The organism is Pseudomonas sp. Marseille-Q5299, assembly GCF_943737035.1.
Classification (GTDB): Bacteria; Pseudomonadota; Gammaproteobacteria; order Pseudomonadales; family Pseudomonadaceae; genus Aquipseudomonas; species Aquipseudomonas putida_E.
In genome coordinates this window covers 58,610-81,101 of record NZ_CALSFR010000009.1, presented here as the reverse complement: position 1 = coordinate 81,101, position 22,492 = coordinate 58,610, and the positions used below count along the sequence as shown (strand labels likewise).

21 protein-coding genes are annotated in these 22,492 nt (G+C 63.8%); 11 read left to right on the top strand and 10 right to left on the bottom strand.

All coding sequences use genetic code 11. The features are described from left to right. Positions 1–11: 11 nt before the first annotated feature. The 9 genes from NGJ21_RS22930 to benA form a co-directional block, all read right to left on the bottom strand. Positions 12–1,211, bottom strand: coding sequence for a benzoate/H(+) symporter BenE family transporter (locus tag NGJ21_RS22930; protein ID WP_251962714.1), 1,200 nt, complete (start codon positions 1,209–1,211; stop codon positions 12–14). 128 nt (positions 1,212–1,339) lie between these two features. Further along, complete coding sequence (gene catA, locus NGJ21_RS22925) at positions 1,340–2,254, bottom strand: catechol 1,2-dioxygenase (protein WP_115274751.1); 915 nt, start codon at positions 2,252–2,254, stop codon at positions 1,340–1,342. Between the two features lie 39 nt (positions 2,255–2,293). Continuing rightward, positions 2,294–2,584: a muconolactone Delta-isomerase gene (gene catC, locus NGJ21_RS22920; RefSeq protein ID WP_046786158.1), complete on the bottom strand. Its 291-nt coding sequence runs from the start codon at positions 2,582–2,584 to the stop codon at positions 2,294–2,296. Between the two features lie 18 nt (positions 2,585–2,602). Continuing rightward, on the bottom strand, positions 2,603–3,724 hold the full coding sequence (locus tag NGJ21_RS22915) for a muconate cycloisomerase family protein (RefSeq protein ID WP_046786157.1): 1,122 nt from the start codon (positions 3,722–3,724) through the stop codon (positions 2,603–2,605). 29 nt (positions 3,725–3,753) lie between these two features. After that, a complete protein-coding gene (locus tag NGJ21_RS22910; RefSeq protein ID WP_251962713.1) occupies positions 3,754–5,076 on the bottom strand; it encodes an MFS transporter in 1,323 nt (440 codons plus the stop codon). Between the two features lie 53 nt (positions 5,077–5,129). Then, a complete protein-coding gene (locus NGJ21_RS22905; protein ID WP_115274748.1) occupies positions 5,130–5,891 on the bottom strand; it encodes a 1,6-dihydroxycyclohexa-2,4-diene-1-carboxylate dehydrogenase in 762 nt (253 codons plus the stop codon). A gap of 168 nt (positions 5,892–6,059) precedes the next feature. Next, entirely contained in the window at positions 6,060–7,073 is a 1,014-nt protein-coding gene (benC, locus tag NGJ21_RS22900; RefSeq protein ID WP_251962712.1) for a benzoate 1,2-dioxygenase electron transfer component BenC, read from the bottom strand. Between the two features lie 70 nt (positions 7,074–7,143). Next, entirely contained in the window at positions 7,144–7,629 is a 486-nt protein-coding gene (benB, locus tag NGJ21_RS22895) for a benzoate 1,2-dioxygenase small subunit (protein WP_174141167.1), read from the bottom strand. Further along, positions 7,626–8,984, bottom strand: coding sequence for a benzoate 1,2-dioxygenase large subunit (gene benA, locus NGJ21_RS22890; RefSeq protein WP_237858483.1), 1,359 nt, complete (start codon positions 8,982–8,984; stop codon positions 7,626–7,628). The genes benB and benA overlap by 4 nt, the downstream gene beginning before the upstream one ends. A gap of 651 nt (positions 8,985–9,635) precedes the next feature. On the opposite strand from benA, the gene NGJ21_RS22885 reads away from it, so the two are divergent. The 11 genes from NGJ21_RS22885 to NGJ21_RS22835 all read left to right on the top strand — a co-directional run bounded on the left by NGJ21_RS22885 (position 9,636) and on the right by NGJ21_RS22835 (position 21,777). After that, entirely contained in the window at positions 9,636–10,697 is a 1,062-nt protein-coding gene (locus NGJ21_RS22885) for a 3-deoxy-7-phosphoheptulonate synthase (protein WP_046786152.1), read from the top strand. Positions 10,698–10,776: 79 nt separating this feature from the next. Continuing rightward, positions 10,777–11,058, top strand: coding sequence for a peptidylprolyl isomerase (locus NGJ21_RS22880; RefSeq protein WP_039602126.1), 282 nt, complete (start codon positions 10,777–10,779; stop codon positions 11,056–11,058). A gap of 13 nt (positions 11,059–11,071) precedes the next feature. After that, positions 11,072–12,997 carry an extracellular solute-binding protein gene (locus NGJ21_RS22875; RefSeq protein WP_115274744.1) on the top strand — a complete coding sequence of 642 codons (1,926 nt, stop codon included), beginning with the start codon at positions 11,072–11,074 and terminating at the stop codon, positions 12,995–12,997. Then, a complete protein-coding gene (locus NGJ21_RS22870; protein WP_251962711.1) occupies positions 12,994–14,052 on the top strand; it encodes a microcin C ABC transporter permease YejB in 1,059 nt (352 codons plus the stop codon). The genes NGJ21_RS22875 and NGJ21_RS22870 overlap by 4 nt, the downstream gene beginning before the upstream one ends. Next, positions 14,052–15,068, top strand: a complete 1,017-nt coding sequence (locus tag NGJ21_RS22865) for an ABC transporter permease (RefSeq protein WP_046786151.1) — start codon at positions 14,052–14,054, stop codon at positions 15,066–15,068. The genes NGJ21_RS22870 and NGJ21_RS22865 overlap by 1 nt, the downstream gene beginning before the upstream one ends. 35 nt (positions 15,069–15,103) lie before the next feature. After that, on the top strand, positions 15,104–16,486 hold the full coding sequence (locus tag NGJ21_RS22860; protein ID WP_251962710.1) for a sigma-54 interaction domain-containing protein: 1,383 nt from the start codon (positions 15,104–15,106) through the stop codon (positions 16,484–16,486). A 221-nt stretch (positions 16,487–16,707) separates the two neighbouring features. Beyond that, entirely contained in the window at positions 16,708–18,099 is a 1,392-nt protein-coding gene (locus NGJ21_RS22855) for a GntP family permease (RefSeq protein ID WP_251962709.1), read from the top strand. 11 nt (positions 18,100–18,110) lie between these two features. Continuing rightward, positions 18,111–18,881, top strand: a complete 771-nt coding sequence (gene hbdH / locus NGJ21_RS22850; RefSeq protein WP_161872722.1) for a 3-hydroxybutyrate dehydrogenase — start codon at positions 18,111–18,113, stop codon at positions 18,879–18,881. A 55-nt stretch (positions 18,882–18,936) separates the two neighbouring features. Next, on the top strand, positions 18,937–19,416 hold the full coding sequence (eco, locus tag NGJ21_RS22845) for a serine protease inhibitor ecotin (protein ID WP_251962708.1): 480 nt from the start codon (positions 18,937–18,939) through the stop codon (positions 19,414–19,416). Between the two features lie 87 nt (positions 19,417–19,503). After that, positions 19,504–21,465: an acetoacetate--CoA ligase gene (locus NGJ21_RS22840; RefSeq protein WP_251962707.1), complete on the top strand. Its 1,962-nt coding sequence runs from the start codon at positions 19,504–19,506 to the stop codon at positions 21,463–21,465. 36 nt (positions 21,466–21,501) lie between these two features. After that, the gene (locus NGJ21_RS22835; protein WP_046786145.1) at positions 21,502–21,777 is read left to right on the top strand and encodes a peptidylprolyl isomerase; all 276 of its coding nucleotides are present in this window, start codon (positions 21,502–21,504) and stop codon (positions 21,775–21,777) included. A gap of 9 nt (positions 21,778–21,786) precedes the next feature. On the opposite strand, the gene NGJ21_RS22830 is transcribed toward NGJ21_RS22835, so the two are convergent. Then, the gene (locus NGJ21_RS22830; RefSeq protein ID WP_046786144.1) at positions 21,787–22,410 is read right to left on the bottom strand and encodes a LysE family translocator; all 624 of its coding nucleotides are present in this window, start codon (positions 22,408–22,410) and stop codon (positions 21,787–21,789) included. Positions 22,411–22,492 lie beyond the last annotated feature (82 nt).

The following is a 22,492-nucleotide window of genomic DNA, read 5'->3' as shown; positions in this document are numbered from 1 at the left end:
TAATACGAGTTTCAAGGTGAACGGCGCAGGGCCTCCCGGGCATGCGGGCGACGCAGCCTGAGCAGCGCGTGTGCCAGCAGGCCGAACAGCAGCCCCCAGAACGCTGCCGAAAGGCCAAGGAAAGACACCCCCGAAGCGGTGACCAGGAAGGTGAACAAGCCGGCGTCGCGCTCTTGCGGCTCAGCCAGGCTGCGGGCCAAGGCGTCGCTGATCGCGCCATACAGCGCAAGCCCGGCCAGCGCGGCTATCAAAGCAGCAGGAAAGGCGGCGAACAGCGACATCAGTGTCGCCCCGGCGATGCCCAGCAACAGGTACAGCGCACTGCCGGCGACCGCCGCGACATAGCGCCGGCGCGGGTTGTCATGGGCCTCGTGGCCCGTGCACAGGCTGGCGGTGACGGCAGCGAGGTTCAGGCCATGGCAACCGAACGGCGCCAACAAGGCTCCGCCGATGGCACTGGCGCTGATCAACGGGCTGGCGGGCGTTGCATAGCCTGCGTTGCGCAGCACCGCCATGCCCGGCATGAATTGCCCGGTCAGCGCCACCAGCACCATCGGCAGTGCCAGGCTGAACAGCGCCGCAAGGCTGAACTGCGGGGTGATCCACTGCGCCGAGGCCAGTTCCAACACCAGTGCCTCGCTGCGCAGTGCGCCACTGGCAAAGGTGACAACGGCACCCACACACAACACCGCGGCCACGGCGTAGCGCGGTTGCAGCCTGCGCATCAGCACATAGGCAACGAACATCGCCAGCACCAGCCCCGGCTGCACCGGCAATGCCCGGAACACCTCGGTGCCGAAGCTGAACAGAATGCCGGCCTGCATGCCGGCGGCGATCGAGCCCGGCAGGTGCGCAATGATGCGGTCGAAGGCCCCGCTGATGCCGATCAGCAGCAGGACCAGGTTGGCCACCAGATATGCCCCTACTGCCTGCTCCAGTCCCAGTTGGGGCAAGGCCGTGACCAATAGTGCCGAGCCCGGGATGGACCAGGCGATCACTATGGGTACCCGGTAGTACAGGCTCAACAAACCGCCGAGTACAGCGCTGCCCATGGAGATGGACCAAACCCAGGAAGACAGCAGGCCCGGGGCCAAGCCGGCGGCTTCGGCGGCGTGAAAGATGATCACCAGCGGGCCGGCGTAGGAAATCATCGTCGCAAGGCACCCTGCGACGATGGCGGAAAGGGAGCAGTCCTTGATCAGGTTTTTCATGGGCCTCTCGCTGCAGTAGTGGGTTGCAAGGGCTTTGCGCTTGATCGCCGGCTAGCCGGCCCCCCAGACATCGCTGAGTTCAGTGCCTGCGCTGTTCCTGCAGGCGCCGGCGTGCCCGCGATCCAGACTTAGCCTTCCTGCAAGGCCCGAGGCCGCCCGCTGCGCTGCTCATCCGCGCCTTGCAGCGCCTTCTGCAACTGGAAGTCGAACTTGAGTTCGGCATAGCGCCCGTCGGCCCCCTCACGGAACACCACCTCACCGACCAGCCCATCGCGCGTGGCATAGGCAAAGTCATCCCACAGGTACTTGTCGCCAGACAGGTTGATCTGTGTGGTCAGGTGCCGGTGCCCCGGCGCCGAGATGAAGAAGTGCACATGCGCCGGGCGCTGGCCGTGGCGGCCCAGCAGGTCCAGGCATTCCTGGGTCGGCCCCTGCGGGTCGCAGCCATAGCCCGAGGGCACGATGGAGCGCGCGCGGTAGCGGCCTTCTGCGTCGGTGACGATGCGTCGGCGCAGGTTGTACTCGGACTGGCTCGAGTCGAAGAACGAGTAGGTACCACGGGTGTTGGCATGCCACAGGTCGACAACGGCGCCGGCAAGCGGCTGGCCCTGGGGGTCGAGCACCTGGCCTTCGAGGAACATGACCGTGGCCACGCCCTCCTCGCTGCCGTCATCCATGCGCACCTCGCCTTGGGCGATGGGCGCGCCGGCAACGTACAGCGGGCCTTCGATGGTGCGCGGGGTGCCACCGCTCAGGCCTGCCTCGGCATCCTTGGCATCCTGCAGCAGGTCGAGGAAGTGCTCGATGCCCAGCCCCGCTACCAGCAGCCCGGCCTCGCCACGGCCGCCGAGGCGGTTGAGGTAGTCCACAGCCAGCCAGAACTCGTCTTCGCTGATTTCCAGGTCTTCGATCAGGCGGGCGGTGTCCTGCAGCACACGCTGAACGATGCGTTTAAGGCGTGGGCTGCCGTTGTCGTTACCAAAGCCTGCTGCTTCTTCGAAAAACTTCTGGGCGTCGGCAGTGTGGGAAATTTTCACGGTCATGATGGTTATCTCGTCTTGTTCTTGTGCGAAAGGCGTGTTTCAGCGGTCGTCGGCGTGGATCGATGACGGGTGACGGCACAGGCCGTCGACCTCGATATCCATGTACGGAAACAGCGGCAGCAACATCAGCGTGTCGTGCAGCGCCTCGACGCTGGGCACGTCGAACACGCTGTAGTTGGCGTAGTGCCCGGCGATGCGCCACAGGTGACGCCAGGTGCCCTCGCGCTGCAGGCGCTGGGCAAGTTCCTTCTCGTCGGCCTTCAGTTGCCTGGCCTTGGCCGGGTCCATGTCGACCGGCAGCTTCACGGTCATCTTCACGTGGAACAGCATGGGGTTTCTCCTTTGATGTCAGCGGCGGGCGAACCGCGCCAGGCGGTGTTCGTCGAGGGTCAGGCCCAGGCCTGGGGTACGGGGCACGTGCAGCTGGAAGTCGTGGTACTGCGGCGGCTCGTTGACGATCTCTTCGGTCAGCAGCAGCGGCCCGAACAGCTCGGTACCCCAGGTCAACTGGCGTACCGTGAGGAAGGCGTGTGCCGAAGCCAGGGTGCCGATAGAGCCTTCGAGCATGGTGCCGCCGTACAGGGCGATGCCGGCCGCTTCGGCAATCTGTGCGGTGCGCAGCACCGCACGCGGGCCGCCGTTCTTGGCGATTTTCAGGGCGAAGATGCTGGCGGCACCGTCCGCAGCCAGGCTGAACGCGTCCTCCACGCTTTCGATGGACTCGTCGGCCATGATCGGCGCAGGGCTGCGCTGGTTCAGGCGCACCTGGCCGCTGCGGTTGATGCGTGAGATCGGCTGTTCGATGAGGTCGATACCGTTGTCACCCAGCACCTGGCAGGCGCGAATGGCCTGGGATTCGTCCCAGTACTGGTTGACGTCGACCCGCACACTGGCGCGCTCGCCCAGCTCACGCTTGATCGCCACCACATGTTTCAGGTCCTGTGCCAGGGGGTTGGCGCCGATCTTCAGCTTGAACACCCGGTGGCGGCGAACCTCCAGCATGTGCTCGGCCTCGGCGATGTCACATGCCGTGTCCCCGCTGGCCAGGGTCCAGGCCACCTCAAGGCTGTCGCGCACGCGCCCGCCCAGCAGCTCACTGACCGGCAGCCCCAGGCGTTTGCCCTGGGCATCGAGCAAGGCGCTCTCGATACCGGATTTGGCGAAGGTGTTGCCCTTGGCCAGCTTGTCGAGCTTGAGCATGGCGGCATTGATGTTGTCGGCAGCCATGCCCACCAGCGCCGGCGCCAGATGCGCGTCGATATTGGCCTTGATGCCCTCGGGGCTTTCGTAGCCGTAAGCCAGGCCGCCGATGGTGGTGGCCTCGCCGATACCTTCCACACCGTCGCTGCAACGCAGGCGCAGGACTACCAGGGTTTGCTGCTGCATGGTGTGCATGGCCAGCTTGTGCGGGCGGATGGTGGGCAGGTCGACGATGATCGCCTCCAGCCGTTCAATGGTTGGGCTTGTCATGAAAAGCTCCCGTTCAGTCAGTAGTAAGGTCAGGCCGTCGCGGCCAGGGCGTGACGCCGGCTGCTGGCCAGGTGCACGGCCATGGCCAGCGCGGCGATTGCACCGGGAATGGCGAAGGCGATGAAATTGAGTTGCAGCGGCAGGTTGATCCCCATCAGCGCACCGCCTAGCAGCGGCCCGACGATGGCGCCATTGCGGCCGATGCCCGAGGCCCAGCCCAGGCCGGTGGAGCGCACCGCAAGGCCGTAAAGCTGCGCAGCACCGGCGTACAGCAGGATCTGCGTGCCGATGGTGGTGGCGCCGGCGATGAAGATCAGCAGGTACAGCACCGGCATCGGGCTGTTGACCCCGAGCAGGCTGATCGACACGGCAGCTGCCAGGAAGAACGCGACTTTCACTTTCACCAGGTTGTAGCGGTCGCCCAGCCAGCCACCCAGAATTGCCCCGGCCATGCCGCCGAAGTTCAGTGCCAGCAGGAAGGACAGGCTCGAGCCCAGGCTGTAGCCGGCGTTGGCCATCAGTTTCGGCAGCCACGAGCTGAGCGCGTAGACCATCAACAGGCAGCAGAAGAACGCCAGCCACAGGGCCAGGGTGCGGGTGGCCAGGCCATTGCGGAACAGGTCCAGCACTGAACCGCCGTTACCTTTGCGGTCAGTCGCCTGCAATTGGTCGTCAGCCTGCACATCGCAGTGCGGGTCCAGGCGCTTGAGCAACGCGCGCGCCTCGTCGGTACGGCCCTGGCGCACCAGAAAGCCGATCGACTCGGGCAGGTAATACAGGATCACCGGCAACAGCAGCAGCGGCACTGCGGCGGCGAAGAACATCGACTCCCAACCGAAGCGTGGCAGCATGAAGATACCCACGCCCGCCGAAAGCATGCCGCCCAGCGAATAACCGCTGAACATGATTGCCACCAGCGTGCTGCGCAGGCGCTTGGGCGCGTATTCGTTCATCAGCGCCACGGCATTGGGCATCAAACCGCCGCAGCCAAGGCCGGCGATGAAGCGATAGATGCCGAACTCGCTGGGGCTGCTGGCAAAGCCGTTGAGGATGGTCGCCCCCGAGAACAGGGCGAAACAGATGGCAATCCCTTTCTTGCGCCCGATCCGGTCGGCCAGGCTGCCGAAAGCCAGGGCACCGAACATCATGCCGAACAGCGCATAGCTGCCCAGGGCACCGGCCTGCAAAGGGGTCAGGCCCCATTCTTTCATGATCACCGGCAGTACCACGCCGTAGATGAACAGGTCGTAGCCGTCAAAGACCAGCAGCAGGCCGCACCAGGCCATGACCATCCAGTGGAAGGCGGTGAAACGGGCGTTGTCGATGATCGGGTGAACGTCAAGGGTTCGCATGGCATCTGTCTCTGTTGTTTTTTTTGTGGAGTAAAACTGCCTTTGGGTGCTGCTCAGCCGAGGTCGCCGCCCCCCACCGGCAGGGTCACGCCGGTGATGTAGGACGCCTCGTCGCTGGCCAGGAAAAGGATCGCGCCAACCTGTTCGTCAATGCTGCCGTAGCGGTGCATCAGGCTGCTGTCCAGGGTCTGGTCGACGATCTGCTGATACCAGCGTTTGTCTTGTTCGCTCTGCTCGGCCTCATTGCGTGGCACCCGCCGGGGTGGTGCCTCGGTGCCGCCGGGCGCGGTAGCGTTGACCCGGATGCCGCGGCCGGCGGTTTCGAAGGCAAGGCACGCGGTCAGTGCATTGACCCCGCCTTTGGCCGCGCCATAGGGCACGCGGTTGACGCCGCGGGTGGCAATCGAGGAGACGTTGACGATGGCGCCGCTGCCGCGTTCGAGCATGTACGGGAGCGCCGCGTGGCAGCACCACAGGGTGGGGAACAGCGAGCGGCGAACTTCGGCCTCGATCTGCGCCACTTCATAGTGTTCGAAGGGCTTGGCCCAGATGGTGCCGCCAACGTTGTTGACCAGAATGTCGATGCGCCCGAACGCTTCTACCGCCGAGGCCATGACGCGGGCACAGTCGGTGTACTGCTCAAGGTCGGCGATCAGCGTCAGCACGCCCTCCCCGGCCAGTTCGTGGACCAGTTCGGAGCGGTCCACGGCCACCACCTGCGCGCCTTCGGCCTTGAGCCGCCAGCACACACCACGGCCGATGCCTTGAGCGGCGCCGGTGACCAGGGCTACTTTGTTATGGAATCGGTTGTTCATCTGCTACTTCCTTATCCTGTTATCAGGCACAACCTTGCCTGGCCTGCACTGGCCCCATCGCCGGCAAGCCGGCTCCCACAGGTACAGCGGTGCTCTCAGGCCCAACTGCCGGCTTTGGAAGAAAAGGAGGCCACCTTCACCCGCACGATGGGGCGGCCCCAAGGAAACTCAGGCCGCCGCTGCCGCGAACTTCTCGTAGTAGAAGTTGGCCGGGGTGATGCCCTGCTCGCGGATGTACTGGCTGACCGCCTCGACCATCGGTGGCGGGCCGCACAGGTACACGTCGACATCGCCATCATTGAGGTGGCACGGCTCGATGTGCTGGGTGACGTAACCCTTTCGCGGGTAATGGCTTTCGGGGTTGGCCACACAGGCGCTGAAGGTGAAGTTGGGGATGCGCGCAGCCAGGGCGTGCAAACGGTCCAGCTCGACCAGGTCGAAGTCGTTGGTCACCCCATAGATCAGGTGCAGGGGGTGCTCGCTACCCTGTTCGGCGACCTTCTCCAGCATCGCCGTGAACGGGGCCAGGCCCGTGCCGCCGGCCAGCAGCAGCAAGGGGCGCTGGATCGGGCGCAGGTAGAAACTGCCCAAGGGCCCGGCCAGGCTCATGTTGTCGCCGGCCTTGGCCAGGCTGGTGAGGAAGCTGCTCATCAGCCCGCCCGGCACGTTGCGAATCAGGAAGCTGACTTCACCGTCCTTCTGCAACGAACTGAAGGAGTAGGCGCGGCTCTGGTCGCTGCCGGGCACCGTGAGGTTGACGTACTGCCCCGGCAAGAAAGCCAGCCTGTTGAGCGATTCACCCTTGATCGACAGGGCGATGGTACTGGCCGACAACTGGCGCACGTCACTGATGGCGGCCTGGAAGCTCGCTTGTTCGGTCTTGCACAGTTGCGAAGACGCCGGGATGCGTACCACGCAGTCGCTTTCGGCGCGCATCTGGCAGGTCAGTACATAGCCTTCGGCAATTTCGTCTGCACTGAGGGCGTCTTCGATGAAGTTGTCGCCCAGGTCATAACGGCCGGATTCGGCCTTGCACTTGCAGGTACCGCAGGCGCCATCGCGGCAGTCCAGCGGGATATTGATGCCCTGGCGGTAGGCGGCGTCGGCGACGGTTTCATGGCCGCTGGCCTCGATGAAGCGGGTTACCCCGTCTTCGAAATTAAGCGCGATCTGGAAGCTCATGTTGCACCTCGCGGGCGAACCTGGCCACGGCGCGCCATGGGGCACACCGGGCCGTTCGCGTAACCTCGGTTCAGATGTGGTAGATGTCGATGACCTGGCGCACGTAGTCGTTCTTCAGCACCACCTTCTTGGCCTTGATAAGCGGCTGTTCGCCGCGCAGGTCCAGGGTGTAGAAGCTCGTACCGAAGTAGCTGTCGGTGGTCTTGTAGCGAAAACTCAGCGTGTGCCAGTTGAAGCGCACCTGGCAGTAGCCTTCGCCCTGCTCGACGATCTCGATGTTGCTGATGTTGTGCGAGGTGCGGGTGTCGGGCACGGTCGCACTGGAACGCTCGGTCTTTATGCGGAACACCCGGTCCTCGAGGCCGCCACGGTTGCCGTACCAGATCAACGAGATCTCGCTTTGCGGGTCGGTGGTGAGGCAGTCGTCGTCATCCCACGCGGGCATCCAGAAGCTTGCATCGCTGGCATACATTTCCAGCCACTGGTCCCACTGTGCATCGTCCAGGTAGCGCGCTTCGCGGTACAGGAAGTCGCGCACGGTCTCATGAAGGCTCATTGCACGGCCTCCACGGGGATCAGTTGCTGCTCGTCTTCCAGAGCCTTGAGCATGGTGTCCTGCCAGTACTTGTGCTGCAGCACGAACAGGCCCTCGTCCTCAGTGCGCACGCCAGACAGCAGCGGGCTGAGCTCGATTTCGCGAGCGGCTTCGTCGGCCCCCTCGACCCAGTGCGCCGCGCCGCGTGACATGTCGTTCCAGCCGGTACCACCGCCGTAACCGGTCTGGCAGGAGCGAAACTCCTCGAGATCGTCGGGGGTGGCCATGCCACTGACGTTGAAGAAGTCTTCGTACTGACGAATGCGCCTGGCACGGGCCTCGGCGCTCTCGCCCTTGGGCGCGATGCAGTAGATGGTGATCTCGGTCTTGTTCACCGATATCGGCCGAGCGATGCGGATCTGCGAGCTGAACTGGTCCATCAGGTAGACGTTGGGGTACAGGCACAGGTTGCGCGAGTTCTCGATCATCCAGTCGGCACGAGCCTGGCCGAAGTCTGCGGCGAGTTGTTCGCGGCGTTCGAAGGCCGGGCGGTCTTCGGGGTTGGCCCAGCGGGTCCAGAGCAGCAGGTGGCCGTGGTCGAAGGAGTAGAAACCACCCCCCTGCTTGGCCCATGCACCAGCGCTCATGGTCTTGATCTCTTCGCCCGCTTCACGCTGCTTGCGCTGGTTCTGGGTGGCCGCGTAGTTCCAGTGCACGGAGCTGACATGGTAGCCGTCGGCGCCGTTCTCGGCGGTCAGCTTCCAGTTGCCTTCGTAGATGTACGAACTGGCCCCGCGCAGTACCTCCAGGCCCTCGGGGGACTGGTCAACGATCATGTCGATGATCTTGGCCGATTCGCCCAGGTGTTCGGCCAGCGGCTTGACATCGGCTTTGAGGCTGCCGAACAGGAAGCCGCGGTAGGATTCGAACCGGGCAACCTTGGTCAGGTCATGGGAGCCGTCGCAGTTGAAACTGTCGGGGTAGCCGGCGTTGCCCGGATCTTTGACCTTGAGCAGCTTGCCACTGTTGTTGAAGGTCCAGCCATGGAACGGGCAGGTATAGCTTGCGCGGTTTCCGCGCTTGTGCCGGCAGAGCATGGCGCCGCGGTGGCTGCAGGCATTGAGGAAGGCATTGAGCTCACCGTCCTTGTTGCGCGCGATGAAGATCGGCTGGCGCCCCATGGTCAGGGTGAGGAAGTCGTTTTTCTCGGGAATCTGGCTTTCGTGGGCCAGGTAGATCCAGTTGCCCTCGAAGATGTGTTTCATCTCCAGGTCGAACAGGCGTGGGTCGGTGAACATCTCGCGCTTGCAGCGGTAGATGCCCTTTTCACGGTCGTCCTCGAGCATGGCATTGAGGTAGTCGAATCCCAGGGACATGGCCAGGGTCTCCATTGTTATTGTTCAGACCGGCTCAGGTTAGGGCGTGCCGGCGGGCGGCAATATCCGCTGGGTGCAAAGCGCTATCCGTTTTCTGCAAGGCAAAAGAAATTGATCAGGTGCATGGCAAATTATTCATTGAACGGTGCCTGCCACCTAAAGTAAGCTCGGGCTCATCAACTGGAGAGCAACATGCCGAAACACACCCGCAACCACGCCAACCACACCGGTCGCAACCTGCGCCCTGTGCTGGCCGTTGCCGGCTGCAAGGCTGCTGCCTGCTTTTATTTTGGGTATTGGTTTAGCCACTAGGCGCCGCTGATACCTACACGGCGCCCACCTTCGAGGGGCCGCCGAACATGAGAATACTCAAACCCCCGGTCGGCTCCCCGACCGGGGGTTTTGCTTTTCAGGCCTTTGAACATTCCCGATTCACACTGAGGACACTTTCATGAACTACGCCACCTATTACTACGCAAGCACCTACGCCTGGCGATTTAGCCAATCCCGCTCGGGCCAGCCTGCCGCCTCCGACCGGTCCGTCCACGGTGGCAATGCTGCAGCCAATCTGAATTCAACGATCAGTCGAACACCTCGATAGGGGCCGACTGCGCGGGTCAGAACCCGCCGTCCGCCCAGGGAACCTACGCCATGCAAGCCTCGAACCTCGCTCTGCCCCTGACCCAGCCAAACGCTGCCAACACCACTGTCAGCCGTCGCCTGCCCAGCCCGCACCTGCTCAAGCAGCAGATGCCGCTTTCAATCGAACACGCCCAGCAAGTCCAGGCCCAGCGCCAGGCCATTCGCGCCATCCTCGAAGGCCGCGATCCGCGCCTGCTGGTGGTCGTCGGCCCCTGCTCGATCCACGACCCACGCTCGGCCCTTGAATATGCCGACCGCCTGGCGGCCCTGAGCCGCGAAGTCGACGACAAGTTGCTGTTGGTGATGCGCGCCTACGTGGAGAAACCGCGCACCACGGTGGGCTGGAAAGGCCTGGCATACGATCCGCACCTCGATGGCAGCGACGACATGCATGGCGGCATCGCCCTGTCCCGTGGCTTGATGCTGAACATGATCGAACGCGGCCTGCCGATCGCCACAGAGCTGCTGCAGCCGATGGTCGCCGGTTACTTCGATGACCTGCTGGGCTGGGCGGCGATTGGCGCGCGTACCACCGAATCGCAGGTTCACCGTGAGATGGTCAGCGGCCTGGAGTTACCGGTCGGGTTCAAGAACGGTACCGATGGCGGTGTCGCCATCGCGTGCGACGCGATGCGCAGCGCTGCCGCCGCGCACCGCCACTTCGGTATGGATGCGCAAGGCTACCCGGCGATCATCGAGACCTTGGGCAACCCGGATACCCACCTGGTGCTGCGCGGCGGCCACAAGGGCCCGAACCACGACAGCACCAGCATTGCCCAAGCCCGCCAAGGGCTGGCCAAGGCGGGCCTGCAGGCGCGGATCATGGTCGATTGCAGCCATGCCAACAGCGGCAAGGACCCGGCACGGCAGCCCGCAGTGTTCGAGGACGTGCTGGCTCAGCGCCTGGCCGGCGACACATCGATTGTCGGGGTGATGCTTGAAGGCCACCTGTTCGACGGTTGCCAGGCCTTGGGCAAGGGCCCGCTGAAGTACGGCGTGTCGATCACCGATGGCTGCCTGGGCTGGGAAGCGACACAAACCCTGCTGCGTGAGGCCGCAGCGCGTATGTAGGAAGCGTACAGCAAGCCTTGCGAGACATTTCCCAAGCAAGTGCGCTAGGCTTGCCCTTTTCACCCAAGGAGTAGTACCCATGGCACGCGCCACTGCCCGCCACATCCTCGTCAGCAGCGAAGACAAGTGCAACGAACTCAAAGCCCAGATCGAAGCCGGTGCCGACTTCGCTGAAATCGCCAAAGCCAACTCCACCTGCCCGTCCAGCCGCCAGGGCGGTGACCTGGGCTCGTTCGGCCCAGGCCAGATGGTCAAGGAATTCGATACCGTTGTGTTCAGCGCCCCGATCAACACCGTGCAGGGCCCGGTCAAGACCCAGTTCGGCTACCACCTGCTGGAAGTGACCAGCCGCCAGGACTAAGTCCACGCTGACCATGACCACCTCTGTGGGAGCGGCTTTGCCCGCGAATGCGCCCGTGCAGGCAACGCCGTTGCCTGGCCGGGCCTCTTCGCGGGCAAGCCCGCTCCCACAGATGTTTCTGGGGATCGTGCTGGCCTGCATGGGTTTTACCGCCCTCGCCGAACCGACCCACGCCCTCACCGTTTACGGTGAAGCCCCGCGCTACGCCCAAACGTTCCGCCACTTCGACTACGTCAACCCCGATGCCCCCAAGGGCGGTATCCTGCGCCGCTCGGCCACCGAAATCGGTCAGTTCGACCACATCCTGCCGTACATCGACAAAGGTATCGGCGTCAGCCAGGTCGATGGCTGGCTGTACGCCCCTCTGGCCGTGCGTTCATTCGATGAGCCCTACACCGTCTATGGCCTGATCGCCCGGCGCATGGAACGCGGCCCGCAAGACGCCTGGCTACGTTTTTACATCGACCCCAGGGCCACCTTTGCCGATGGCAAACCCGTGCGTGCCGAGGATGTGCGCTTCAGTTACGACAAGCTGATGAGCGAGGGCAGCCTCAAATACCGGACCCAGTTCGCCGATGTGGCGGGTGTCACGGTCGAAGGCCCGCACCGCGTGCGTTTCGATTTCAAGCAACCCCACGGCCGCACCCTGCCCCTGGACCTTGCCAGTTTGCCGGTCCTGCCCGAACACGACTGGAACAGCCGCGACTTCGCCAACGGCGCCGGCTTCGACACACCGGTCGGCAGCGGCCCCTACCGCATCGGGCGGATCGACAATGGCCGCAGCGTCACCTTCGAGCGTGACCGGCACTGGTGGGCCAAGGACTTGCCCGTCAGCCGCGGCCGTTTCAACTTCGAACGCATTCGCGTCGAGTACTTTGGTGATACCGAGGTGGCGCGCCAGGTACTCAAGGGCGGTGGCTACGACTACAACCGTGAGTTCTCGGCCACAGCCTTCACCCTCGGTTACAACGGTGCACAACTGGATGACGGCCGCCTGCAACGCGCCCACCTGGGCCCGGCCAAGCCACAGACCGCCCAGGGGTTCGTGTTCAACCTCGACCGGCCGCAGTTCAAGGACCGCCGCGTGCGCCAGGCGCTGGCCATGCTATGGGACTTCGAGTGGAGCAACCGCCAGATGATGCGCAACCTGTACATCCGCCAGCAGAGTATTTTTTCCAACACCCCGCTGGCGGCGCGCGAATTGCCGGATGCCGATGAACTGAAACTGCTTGAGCCGCTGCGCGGCAAGGTACCGGGCGAAGTCTTCAGCCAGGTGTTCACAGCCCCCACAACCGACGGTTCGGGGATTATCCGCACGCAGCAACTGCAGGCCCTGGCCCTGCTGCAGCAGGCGGGTTGGCACCCTAAGGGTGATCACCTGGTCAACGCCGAGGGCCAGCCGCTGACATTTACCTTCCTCAACGGCCAGGCCGGCCTTGAGCGTTTGCTGCTGCCGTGGAAGCGTAACCTGGCACAGATCGGCGTTACCCTGAGCATCCGCAATGTCGACTCGGCCCAGTACGTCAATCGTCTGATGGCCCGCGACTACGACATGCTCGTCACCGGCTACCCGGCCACCCTCTCACCGGGTGCCGAACTCTACAATTACTTCGGGTCTGCAGCAGCCAACGACCCAGGCTCGAACAACCTGATGGTGCTCAAGGACCCTGCGGTGGACAGCCTGATCGACGGGCTGGTGCGCGCCGACACCCAGGCTGACATGCTGCGCCACGCCCATGCGCTGGACCGTGTGCTGCAGTGGAACTACTACTGGATCCCCAACTACTACCCGCCAGGCAGTTCGACCGTGTGGTGGAACCGCTTCGGCCTGCCCAAGGTCCAGCCTGCTTATGACGAAGGGCTGGACAGCTGGTGGGAAATCAGCCCGAACGCCCTGACCAGCGCGCAGATGGCCGAGCGCCAGAAGGCTGCGCCATGACGTCCTATATCCTGCGCCGCCTGCTGCTGATCATCCCCACGCTGCTGGCGATCCTGCTGGTCAACTTCGCCATCGTCCAGGCGGCCCCCGGTGGCCCGGTGGAGCAGGCGGTGGCCAGGCTGCAGGGCATCGGCGGCGGGGCACCGGGCGCCCGGGCCGACGTGGTTCATGGCGAATCCCGCGCCACCCGGGGCCTGGACCCGAAACTGATCGAGGAGATCAAGCGCCAGTACGGCTTCGACAAGTCGGCCCCTGAGCGCCTGTGGCTGATGCTCTGCCAGTATGCACGGCTGGATTTCGGCCAGAGCTTCTTCCGCGGCGCCAAGGTCACCGACCTGATTCTGGACAAGCTGCCGGTGACCCTTTCACTGGGGTTCTGGGCCACGTTGATCACCTACCTGGTGTCGATCCCGCTGGGCATCCGCAAGGCGGTGCGCCACGGCAGCCGCTTCGATGCCTGGAGCAGTGCGCTGATCGTGATCGGTTACGCTCTGCCCTCCTTCCTGTTCGCCTTGCTGCTGATCGTGCTGTTCGCCGGTGGCACCTCGCTGAACTGGTTCCCGGTACGCGGCCTGGTCTCGGAGAACTTCGACCAGCTCAGCCTGCTGGGCAAGGTCGCCGACTACTTCTGGCATCTGGTGCTGCCGGTGGGGGCACTGGTGGTCGGCGGCTTCGCCACACTGACATTGCTGACCAAGAACGCCTTCCTCGATGAAATCTCCCGTCAGTACGTGGTCACGGCCCGCGCCAAGGGCCTGAGCGAGCGTCGCGTCCTGTATGGCCACGTGCTGCGCAATGCCATGCTGGTGGTGCTGGCAGGCTTGCCGCAGGCGCTGATCACGGTGTTCTTCGCAGGATCCCTGCTGATCGAGGTGATTTTTTCACTCGATGGCCTCGGGCGCATGAGCTACGAGGCAGCGGTGTCGCGTGACTACCCGGTAGTGTTCGGCACACTGTTCATCTTCACCCTGGCCGGCCTGCTGATCCGCCTGATCGGCGACTTGTCGTATACCTTGCTCGATCCGCGCATCGACTTTGACGCGAGGGCGCACTGATGCTCTCGCCGGTTTCGCGTCGCCGCCTGCAACGCTTTCGCCGCAACCGCCGTGGCTGGGTGTCGTTGTGGCTGTTCGCAGGCCTGCTGCTGCTCAGCCTTGGTGCAGAGCTCGTCGCCAACGACAAACCCTTGCTGCTTGGCTACAAGGGCGAGCTGTACATGCCTGCGCTCAAACGCTACAGCGAGCAGCAGTTCGGCGGCCAACTGCCGTTCCAGCCGGACTACCGTAGCGCGTATGTCCGCCAGCTGATCGAGGGCCAGGGCGGCTGGATGCTGTTCGCACCGATTCCGTTCAGTGCCGACACACCCAACTACGACCTGCAAGTACCCACCCCAAGCCCACCGAGCAGCAGCAACTGGCTGGGTACCGACGACCAGGGCCGCGACGTGCTCGCGCGGGTGTTGTACGGCACCCGGGTATCGCTGCTGTTCGCCTTTGCCCTGACGGTGGTCAGCGTGCTGATCGGCGTGATCGCCGGGGCCTTGCAGGGCTACCACGGTGGTTGGGTGGACCTGCTTGGGCAACGCGTGCTGGAGGTGTGGTCGGGGTTGCCGGTGCTGTACCTGCTGATCATCCTCAGCGGTTTCGTCGAGCCGGACTTCTGGTGGCTGCTGGGGATCATGGCGCTGTTCTCGTGGTTGACCCTGGTGGATGTGGTGCGGGCCGAGTTCCTGCGTGGGCGCAACCTGGAGTACGTGAAGGCCGCCCGCGCGCTGGGCCTGCCTGACAGCCAGGTGATGCTGCGGCACATCCTGCCCAATGCGATGAACGCCACGCTGACCTACGTGCCGTTCATGCTCACCGGGGCCATCACTACACTGACCGCGCTGGACTTTCTGGGCTTTGGCATGCCGGCCGGGAGTGCCTCGCTGGGTGAGCTGGTCACCCAGGGCAAGCAGCACCTGGAGGCCCCTTGGCTGGGCTTCACAGCGTTCTTTGCGCTGGCGGTGGTGCTGTCATTGCTGGTGTTTATCGGGGATGCCTTGCGCGAGGCCTTCGACCCGAGAGTTTAGGCTGGTACTGCCATCACAGGTTTCAGGGAACTGCCATGCAAGAAAGCAATACCCTCAAGGACTATCCTCAGGTACGGCAACTGGCGATCCGCTCGCTGTTCGAAATCATCGAGCAGTCCAGCGAGGGCACGGTGATCGTCGACCGCGAGGCGCGAATCGTGTGGATGAACGAACGCTATGCCCGCCGTTTTGGCCTGGCCGATGCCGCCAGTGCCATCGGCCAGCCATGCGAAACGGTGATCCCGGGCAGCCTGATGCGCGAGGTGGTGAGTAACGGCCGGCCGATCCTGCTGGACATGCTCGACACCGCCAAGGAGCCACTGGTGGTCATGCGCCTGCCGATCCACGATGCCCAGGGGGCGCTTATCGGTGCCATCGGCTTTGCCCTGTTCGACGAATTGCGCAGCCTGTCGCCACTGCTCAAGCGCTATTCGAGCATGCAGCAGGAACTGGCCACGACACGCTCGCAACTGCGCGCGCGCCAAGCCAAATACAGTTTTGCCCAGTTCGTCGGCAGCAGCGCGGCGAGCCTTGAGGCCAAACGCCGTGCCAGGCGTGGCGCGGCCAGCGAGTCGCCGGTGTTGTTGCTCGGCGAAACCGGTACCGGCAAGGAGCTGCTGGCCCATGCCATTCACGCAGCCTCGGCACGTGCGCACAAAGCCTTTGTCAGCATCAACAGTGCAGCGATCCCCGAGGCGCTGCTGGAAGCCGAGTTCTTTGGCACGGCCCCGGGCGCCTTTACCGGCGCTGACCGTAAGGGGCGCAGCGGTAAGTTGCAGTTGGCCGAGGGTGGCACCTTGTTCCTCGACGAAATCGGCGACATGCCCCTGGCCCTGCAAAGCAAACTGCTGCGCGTACTGCAGGAGAAGGAATACGAACCGGTGGGCTCGAACCAGATGCTGCGCAGCGACGTGCGCATCATCGCTGCCACGTCAATCGATTTGCAGGCGGCCATGGCCCGCGGGGCGTTTCGCGCCGATCTGTATTACCGCCTGAATGTACTGCCAATCCAGGCACCGCCGCTGCGCGAGCGCCTCGAAGACCTGCCCGCGTTATGCGAGGCGATCCTGGCCGAACTGGGCAGCCAGTTCGAGCTGGAGCCCGATGCGCTGCAATTGCTGGCACGCCATGCCTGGCCAGGGAACATCCGTGAGCTGCGCAACGTGCTGGAACGGGCAACCCTGCTGGCGGACCAGCCGCGCCTTACAGCCTTGGACTTGCGCGAGGCACTAGGGCCGGTGGCGCCGCTCGCCACCACTACCGTGCGGCAAAGCTACCGCGATGCCTGTGCGCAATTCGAGCGCAAGCTGATTGCCGACACGTTGGCCGCACACGCCGGCAATGTGGTGGAAGCAGCCAAAGCATTGGGTTTGGGGCGTTCGACGTTCTACAAGAAGCGGGTGGCTTTGGGCGTCTGAGTCTCTCATCAGAGACTGATGTTTCGCAATGGAGACTACTGCGGGCGCTCTGCCCTGAAACGCGGTTGGGAGCAATAGCTGCCGCAGCTAATCTCAAATGAGAGACACAGTAATCTTCAACTTGTAAAAATACTATATAAATCAACAGGTTAAATATTGGCACGATTCCCGCTATCTCCCGGTCACCGATAACAAAAAGACCTACCCAGGAGATCTACCCGATGACCGTGCTCATCGCCCTCGCCGCTTTGGCCCTGCTGATGCTGGCCGCCTACCGCGGTTACAGCGTGATCCTCTTCGCTCCCATCGCCGCCCTCGGCGCGGTGCTGCTGACCGACCCCGCCGCCGTGGCGCCCGCCTTTACCGGGGTGTTCATGGAAAAGATGGTCGGCTTCATCAAGCTGTACTTTCCGGTGTTCCTGCTTGGCGCGGTGTTCGGCAAGCTCATCGAACTGTCCGGTTTCTCGCGCTCGATCGTCGCCGCAGCCATCCGCCTGCTCGGCACCCGCCAGGCCATGCTGGTGATTGTGCTCGTTTGCGCTTTGCTCACTTATGGTGGGGTATCGCTGTTTGTGGTGGTGTTCGCGGTGTACCCGTTCGCCGCCGAAATGTTCCGCCAAAGTGATATTCCCAAGCGCCTGATCCCGGCAACCATCGCCTTGGGCGCCTTCTCGTTCACCATGGACGCCCTGCCCGGCACCCCGCAGATCCAGAACATCATCCCCAGCACCTTCTTCAACACCACCGCCTGGGCCGCGCCCTGGTTGGGGCTGATTGGCACGGTGTTCGTGTTCTGCAGCGGCATGCTTTACCTGCAACGCCAGCGTAACAAGGCCCAGCGCGCCGGCGAGGGCTATGGCAGCAACCTGCGCAACGAACCGGAAACCGCCGCCGATCTGACCTTGCCCAACCCATGGCTGGCGCTTTCGCCGCTGGTACTGGTAGGTGTGATGAACCTGCTGTTCACCCACTGGATCCCGCAGTGGTATGGGGCCAGCCATAGCCTGCAACTGCCGGGCATGAGTGCGCCGGTGAACAGCGACGTGGCCAAGCTGACGGCGATCTGGGCAGTGCAGGCCGCGCTGCTGGTGGGCATCCTGATGGTGCTGGTGTGCGCCTTCGGCGCCATTCGTGAGCGCCTGGCCGAAGGCACCAAAAGTGCCGTCGGGGGCGCCTTGCTGGCCGCCATGAACACGGCCTCCGAGTACGGTTTTGGTGCTGTGATCGCTTCGCTGCCAGGCTTTCTGGTACTGGCCGACGCCCTGCGCGGCATCCCCAACCCGCTGGTCAATGAAGCGATCACCGTGACCTTGCTGGCCGGCATCACCGGGTCCGCCTCTGGCGGCATGAGCATTGCCCTGGCGGCCATGGGCGACAGCTTCATCGCTGCGGCAAACCCCGCCAACATCCCGCTCGAGGTGCTGCACCGGGTGGCCGCGATGGCCAGTGGCGGCATGGACACCCTGCCGCACAACGGTGCGGTGATCACCTTACTGGCCGTCACCGGCTTGACCCACCGCGAGGCCTACAAGGACATTTTCGGTATTACCCTGATCAAGACCCTGGCGGTCTTCGTGGTCATCGCCACGTTCTACGCCACCGGCATCGTCTAAGGAGCTTTTGCATGACCCTCAAAGGCAAGACTGCACTCGTCACCGGTTCCACCAGCGGCATCGGCCTGGGCATCGCCCAGGTGCTGGCCCGCGCTGGCGCCAACATCCTGCTCAACGGTTTCGGCGACCCGGCACCGGCTCTGGCCGAGGTTACGCAGCATGGGGTGAAGGCTGCGCACCATCCGGCCGACCTTGGCGAGGTGGCCCAGATAGAAGCATTGTTCGCGTTCGCCGAGCAGACCTTCGGCGGCGTCGACATCCTGGTCAATAATGCGGGCATCCAGCATGTGGCGCCGGTCGAGCAGTTTCCGCTGGAAAGCTGGGACAAGATCATCGCCCTGAACCTGTCGGCGGTGTTCCATGGCACGCGGCTGGCGCTGCCGGGCATGCGTGAGCGCAACTGGGGGCGTATCGTCAATATCGCCTCGGTGCACGGGTTGGTCGGTTCTACCGGCAAAGCCGCCTATGTGGCAGCCAAGCACGGCGTGGTCGGCCTGACCAAGGTGGTGGGGCTGGAAACCGCTACCGGCAATGTCACCTGCAACGCCATCTGCCCGGGCTGGGTGCTGACCCCGCTGGTGCAAAAGCAGATCGACGAACGCGCCGCCAAGGGTGTCGACCCGCAGCAGGCGCAAGCGGACTTGCTGGCCGAGAAGCAACCTTCATTGGCCTTCGTCACTCCTGAACACCTGGGCGAGCTGGTACTATTCCTGTGCAGCGAGGCCGCAAGCCAGGTCCGCGGCGCCGCCTGGAATGTCGATGGTGGCTGGCTGGCCCAGTGATGGGCGGCCTGGGCCTGGTGCGGGTCTTGCCATCGTTCAACTGCAAGGAGGCCCTATGCGCCCACCCCCCCTGTCCGCGATCCTGGCCCTGACCCTGGCGGCCACTGCCCCAGCGATGGCCGCCAGCCTGAAGGACATCGCGCCTTACCCCGAGGCTGAAAAAGGCTTTACCCGGCAGGTCATCCACCTGCCCGCACAACCCGACGAGCAAGCCTACAAGCTGGAAATTCTGGCTGGCAAAACGCTGCAGGTGGACTGTAACCGCCAGCGCCTGGCCGGCAGCCTGGAGGAACACACCCTCCAAGGCTGGGGTTACAGCTATTACCGCCTGGACAAGGTCGGCGGGCCGGCCAGTACCCTGATGGCCTGCCCGGATGGCAAAAAGACCGAGGCGTTCGTGCCGGTGGTCGGTGAAGGCTTCCTGCTGCGCTACAACAGCAAGTTGCCTGTCGTGGTGTATGTGCCTGATGGCGTGCAAGTGCGTTACCGCGTGTGGTCGGCATCGCAGGACGTGCAACAGGCCAAGGTGGAGTAAATTGAAGCGTAGCGGTGCTTGATCACCGGCAAGCTGGCAAGCTGGCAAGCTGGCGATCAAGCGCGTCTTGGCAATGGGAGGTATGGCATGAATGATGTGCTTTGGTGTCCTGCTGCGGCGCAAATCGAGGCCAGCCGAATGGATGCCTTTCGCCGCTGGATCAACCTGCGCTACAACCTGCAGCTCAATGATTACGCAGCACTGCACAACTGGAGCATCGAGCAGCGCGCCGCTTTTTGGGAATCCATTGCCGACTATTTCCAGGTGTTGTGGCATAGCCCACCCAGCCAGGTACTGAGCGAAGGTGCACAGATGCCCGATGCTCGGTGGTTCGCCAAGGCCACCCTCAACTTCGCCGAACACCTGCTACGCCGGCGTGACGATCACACTGCGGTGACGGCCGTGCGCGAAGACGGCGAGCGCCGCTCACTGAGCCACGCGCAACTGGCCGCTGAGGTAGCCGGGCTGCAGAAGGCCTTCAAAAATGCCGGTATCGAGCCAGGTGACCGCATTGGCGCAGTGATGCCCAACACCTGGGAAACCCTCGTGGCCATGCTCGCCTGCACCAGCCTCGGCGCCGTCTGGTCGACGTCATCGCCGGAGTTTGGCCTGCACGGCATCATCGACCGTTTCGGCCAGATCGAGCCCAAGCTGCTGATCGTCTGTGCCGGTTACCAGTACGCCGGCAAGCAGATCGACCAGGTCGACAAGATCAACCAGGTCTGCGCGCAGTTGCCCGGGCTGCAGCAACTGATCGTGGTGCCCTACACGCGGCCGGACACCCAGGCCGACGAATTCACTACCCCTGCCAAGGTCAGCCTGTGGGGCGACTTCTACCAGGCAGGAGGTGCGCCAGGCTTCACCCCGTTTCCGTTCGATCACCCGCTGTACATCCTCTATTCCAGCGGCACCACAGGCGTGCCCAAGTGCATCGTCCACAGCGCCGGCGGTGTCCTGCTGCAACACCTCAAGGAACACGGCCTGCACAATGACCTCAAGGCCGATGACGTGTTGTTCTACTACACAACCTGCGGCTGGATGATGTGGAACTGGCTGGCCAGTGGCCTGGCAGTCGGGGCCACTCTGGTGCTGTATGACGGCTCCCCCTTCCACCCGGGGCCTGAGCGCCTGCTCGACCTGATCGACGCCGAAGGCATCCAGGCCTTCGGTACCAGCGCCAAGTACCTGGCCGCACTTGAACAGGAAGGCCTGGAGCCGGCACGCAGTCATCGACTGGCCAGCCTGCGCCTGATCCTCTCCACCGGCTCACCGCTGTCGCCGCACAGTTACGACTACGTTTACCGCAAGATAAAGGCCGACCTGTGCCTGGCGTCCATGTCCGGTGGTACCGATATCGTGTCCTGCTTCGTGCTGGGCAACCCGACGCTGCCGGTACGCCGTGGCGAAATTGCCTGCAAGGGCCTGGGCATGGCGGTAGAAGTGTGGAATGAGCACGGCCAGCCGGTGACCGGTGAAAAAGGCGAGTTGGTGTGCACCCGCCACTTCCCGTCGATGCCCCGGGGGTTCTGGAACGACAACGATGGCAGCCGCTACCGCGAGGCCTACTTCAGCCAGTTTCCCGGTGTCTGGGCGCAGGGCGACTACGCCGAGCAGCTCACCACAGGCGGCATGGTGATCCATGGGCGTTCCGATGCCGTGCTCAACCCCGGTGGTGTGCGTATCGGCACGGCGGAAATCTATCGGCAGGTAGAAAAGGTCGAGCAGGTGCTGGAAAGTGTCGCCATCGGCCAGCAATGGAAAGGCGATGTGCGTGTCGTGCTGTTCGTGCGTCTGCGTGATGGCCTGGCGCTAGATGAGCCGTTGCAACAGCGCATTCGCCAGGTGATCCGCCAGTACACCACGCCGCGCCATGTACCGGCGGTGATCCTGCAGGTCAGCGATATTCCACGTACCATCAGCGGCAAGCTGGTGGAGCTGGCGGTGCGTAATGTGGTGCACGGGTTACCCGTGAAAAATACCGACGCGCTGGCCAACCCGGAAGCACTTGAGTTTTTTCGTGACCGCACGGAGCTGCACGTTCAGGCATAATGGCGCCCTTTTTTCACCCAGAAGCACAGGTGTCCCATGAAAGCTCAAGCCCGCCACATCCTGGTCAAGACCGCTGAGGAGGCCGAAAAGCTCAAACAGCGCATCGCCAATGGCGAGGCCTTCGACGTGCTGGCCAAGAAGTTTTCTACCTGCCCTTCAGGCAAGCGTGGCGGCGACCTGGGCGAAGTGCGCCCGGGGCAGCTGGTGGGGGCGATCGACCAGGTGATTTTCAAGAAACCCCTGCGTGTGGTGCACGGGCCGATAAAGAGCAAGTTCGGCTATCACCTGGTGCAGACCTTCTACCGCGACTGAACAGCGCCGTTAACGGCGTGCGGCCAGCAAACCGAGGCCAGCGCAACCGAGCAGGCAGGCGCTGACCCGGTTGAACAGCCGGCGCGGCCCCGGCTGGCTGAACCAGCGCTGCAGGTAGGCGCCAAGGCCGGCATAGATGGCAATCGCCGCCCACTCCAGGAGCAGGAACAGTACCCCCAGCCAGAGGAACTGCTCACTGACCGGGGTGGGGCTGCCCACCGAGACGAACTGCGGCAGGAAGGCGGTAAAAATCAGGATTGCTTTCGGGTTGCCTGCGGCCACCCAGAACTCCTGCCGCGCCAGGCGCCAAACGCCACGCGGTTGCTCGCTCGCCACCAGGGCCTCGCCCACCGGAGCGCGCCACAGCTGCCAGGCGATGTAGAACAGGTAGGCCGCACCCACCACCTTGATCACCAGGAACAGGTACTCACTGGTGTGCAGCACCACCGCCAGGCCCATCGCCGCCAGGGCAATCATGCCGCTGAAGGCGAGAATGCGCCCGCCACCTGCCACGCATGCGGTACGCAGGCCATAGCGGCTGGCATTGTGCAACGACAACAGGTTGTTCGGCCCCGGTGCCATGTTCAGGGCGAAGCAGGCGGGGATGAATAACAGCAGGCTCGACAGGTCCATTTCGTTCTCCTGGAAATCTGCCGCCAATGTCGATGCTTGAGCGGTACCGGTCAAGGTACAGCCACAGGGAAAAACTGTACGG

Coding starts and splice junctions, on each gene's coding strand:
- NGJ21_RS22915 (WP_046786157.1), bottom strand. CDS start 3,724: ATGACAAGCCCAACCATTGAACGGCTGGAGGCGATCATCGTCGACCTG.
- catA (WP_115274751.1), bottom strand. CDS start 2,254: ATGACCGTGAAAATTTCCCACACTGCCGACGCCCAGAAGTTTTTCGAA.
- NGJ21_RS22880 (WP_039602126.1), top strand. CDS start 10,777: ATGGCACGCGCCACTGCCCGCCACATCCTCGTCAGCAGCGAAGACAAG.
- NGJ21_RS22885 (WP_046786152.1), top strand. CDS start 9,636: ATGCAAGCCTCGAACCTCGCTCTGCCCCTGACCCAGCCAAACGCTGCC.
- NGJ21_RS22830 (WP_046786144.1), bottom strand. CDS start 22,410: ATGGACCTGTCGAGCCTGCTGTTATTCATCCCCGCCTGCTTCGCCCTG.
- NGJ21_RS22840 (WP_251962707.1), top strand. CDS start 19,504: ATGAATGATGTGCTTTGGTGTCCTGCTGCGGCGCAAATCGAGGCCAGC.
- NGJ21_RS22930 (WP_251962714.1), bottom strand. CDS start 1,211: ATGAAAAACCTGATCAAGGACTGCTCCCTTTCCGCCATCGTCGCAGGG.
- catC (WP_046786158.1), bottom strand. CDS start 2,584: ATGCTGTTCCACGTGAAGATGACCGTGAAGCTGCCGGTCGACATGGAC.
- NGJ21_RS22910 (WP_251962713.1), bottom strand. CDS start 5,076: ATGCGAACCCTTGACGTTCACCCGATCATCGACAACGCCCGTTTCACC.
- NGJ21_RS22870 (WP_251962711.1), top strand. CDS start 12,994: ATGACGTCCTATATCCTGCGCCGCCTGCTGCTGATCATCCCCACGCTG.
- NGJ21_RS22905 (WP_115274748.1), bottom strand. CDS start 5,891: ATGAACAACCGATTCCATAACAAAGTAGCCCTGGTCACCGGCGCCGCT.
- NGJ21_RS22860 (WP_251962710.1), top strand. CDS start 15,104: ATGCAAGAAAGCAATACCCTCAAGGACTATCCTCAGGTACGGCAACTG.
- hbdH (WP_161872722.1), top strand. CDS start 18,111: ATGACCCTCAAAGGCAAGACTGCACTCGTCACCGGTTCCACCAGCGGC.
- NGJ21_RS22865 (WP_046786151.1), top strand. CDS start 14,052: ATGCTCTCGCCGGTTTCGCGTCGCCGCCTGCAACGCTTTCGCCGCAAC.
- benB (WP_174141167.1), bottom strand. CDS start 7,629: ATGAGCCTTCATGAGACCGTGCGCGACTTCCTGTACCGCGAAGCGCGC.
- benC (WP_251962712.1), bottom strand. CDS start 7,073: ATGAGCTTCCAGATCGCGCTTAATTTCGAAGACGGGGTAACCCGCTTC.
- NGJ21_RS22875 (WP_115274744.1), top strand. CDS start 11,072: ATGACCACCTCTGTGGGAGCGGCTTTGCCCGCGAATGCGCCCGTGCAG.
- NGJ21_RS22855 (WP_251962709.1), top strand. CDS start 16,708: ATGACCGTGCTCATCGCCCTCGCCGCTTTGGCCCTGCTGATGCTGGCC.
- NGJ21_RS22835 (WP_046786145.1), top strand. CDS start 21,502: ATGAAAGCTCAAGCCCGCCACATCCTGGTCAAGACCGCTGAGGAGGCC.
- benA (WP_237858483.1), bottom strand. CDS start 8,984: ATGTCCCTGGGATTCGACTACCTCAATGCCATGCTCGAGGACGACCGT.
- eco (WP_251962708.1), top strand. CDS start 18,937: ATGCGCCCACCCCCCCTGTCCGCGATCCTGGCCCTGACCCTGGCGGCC.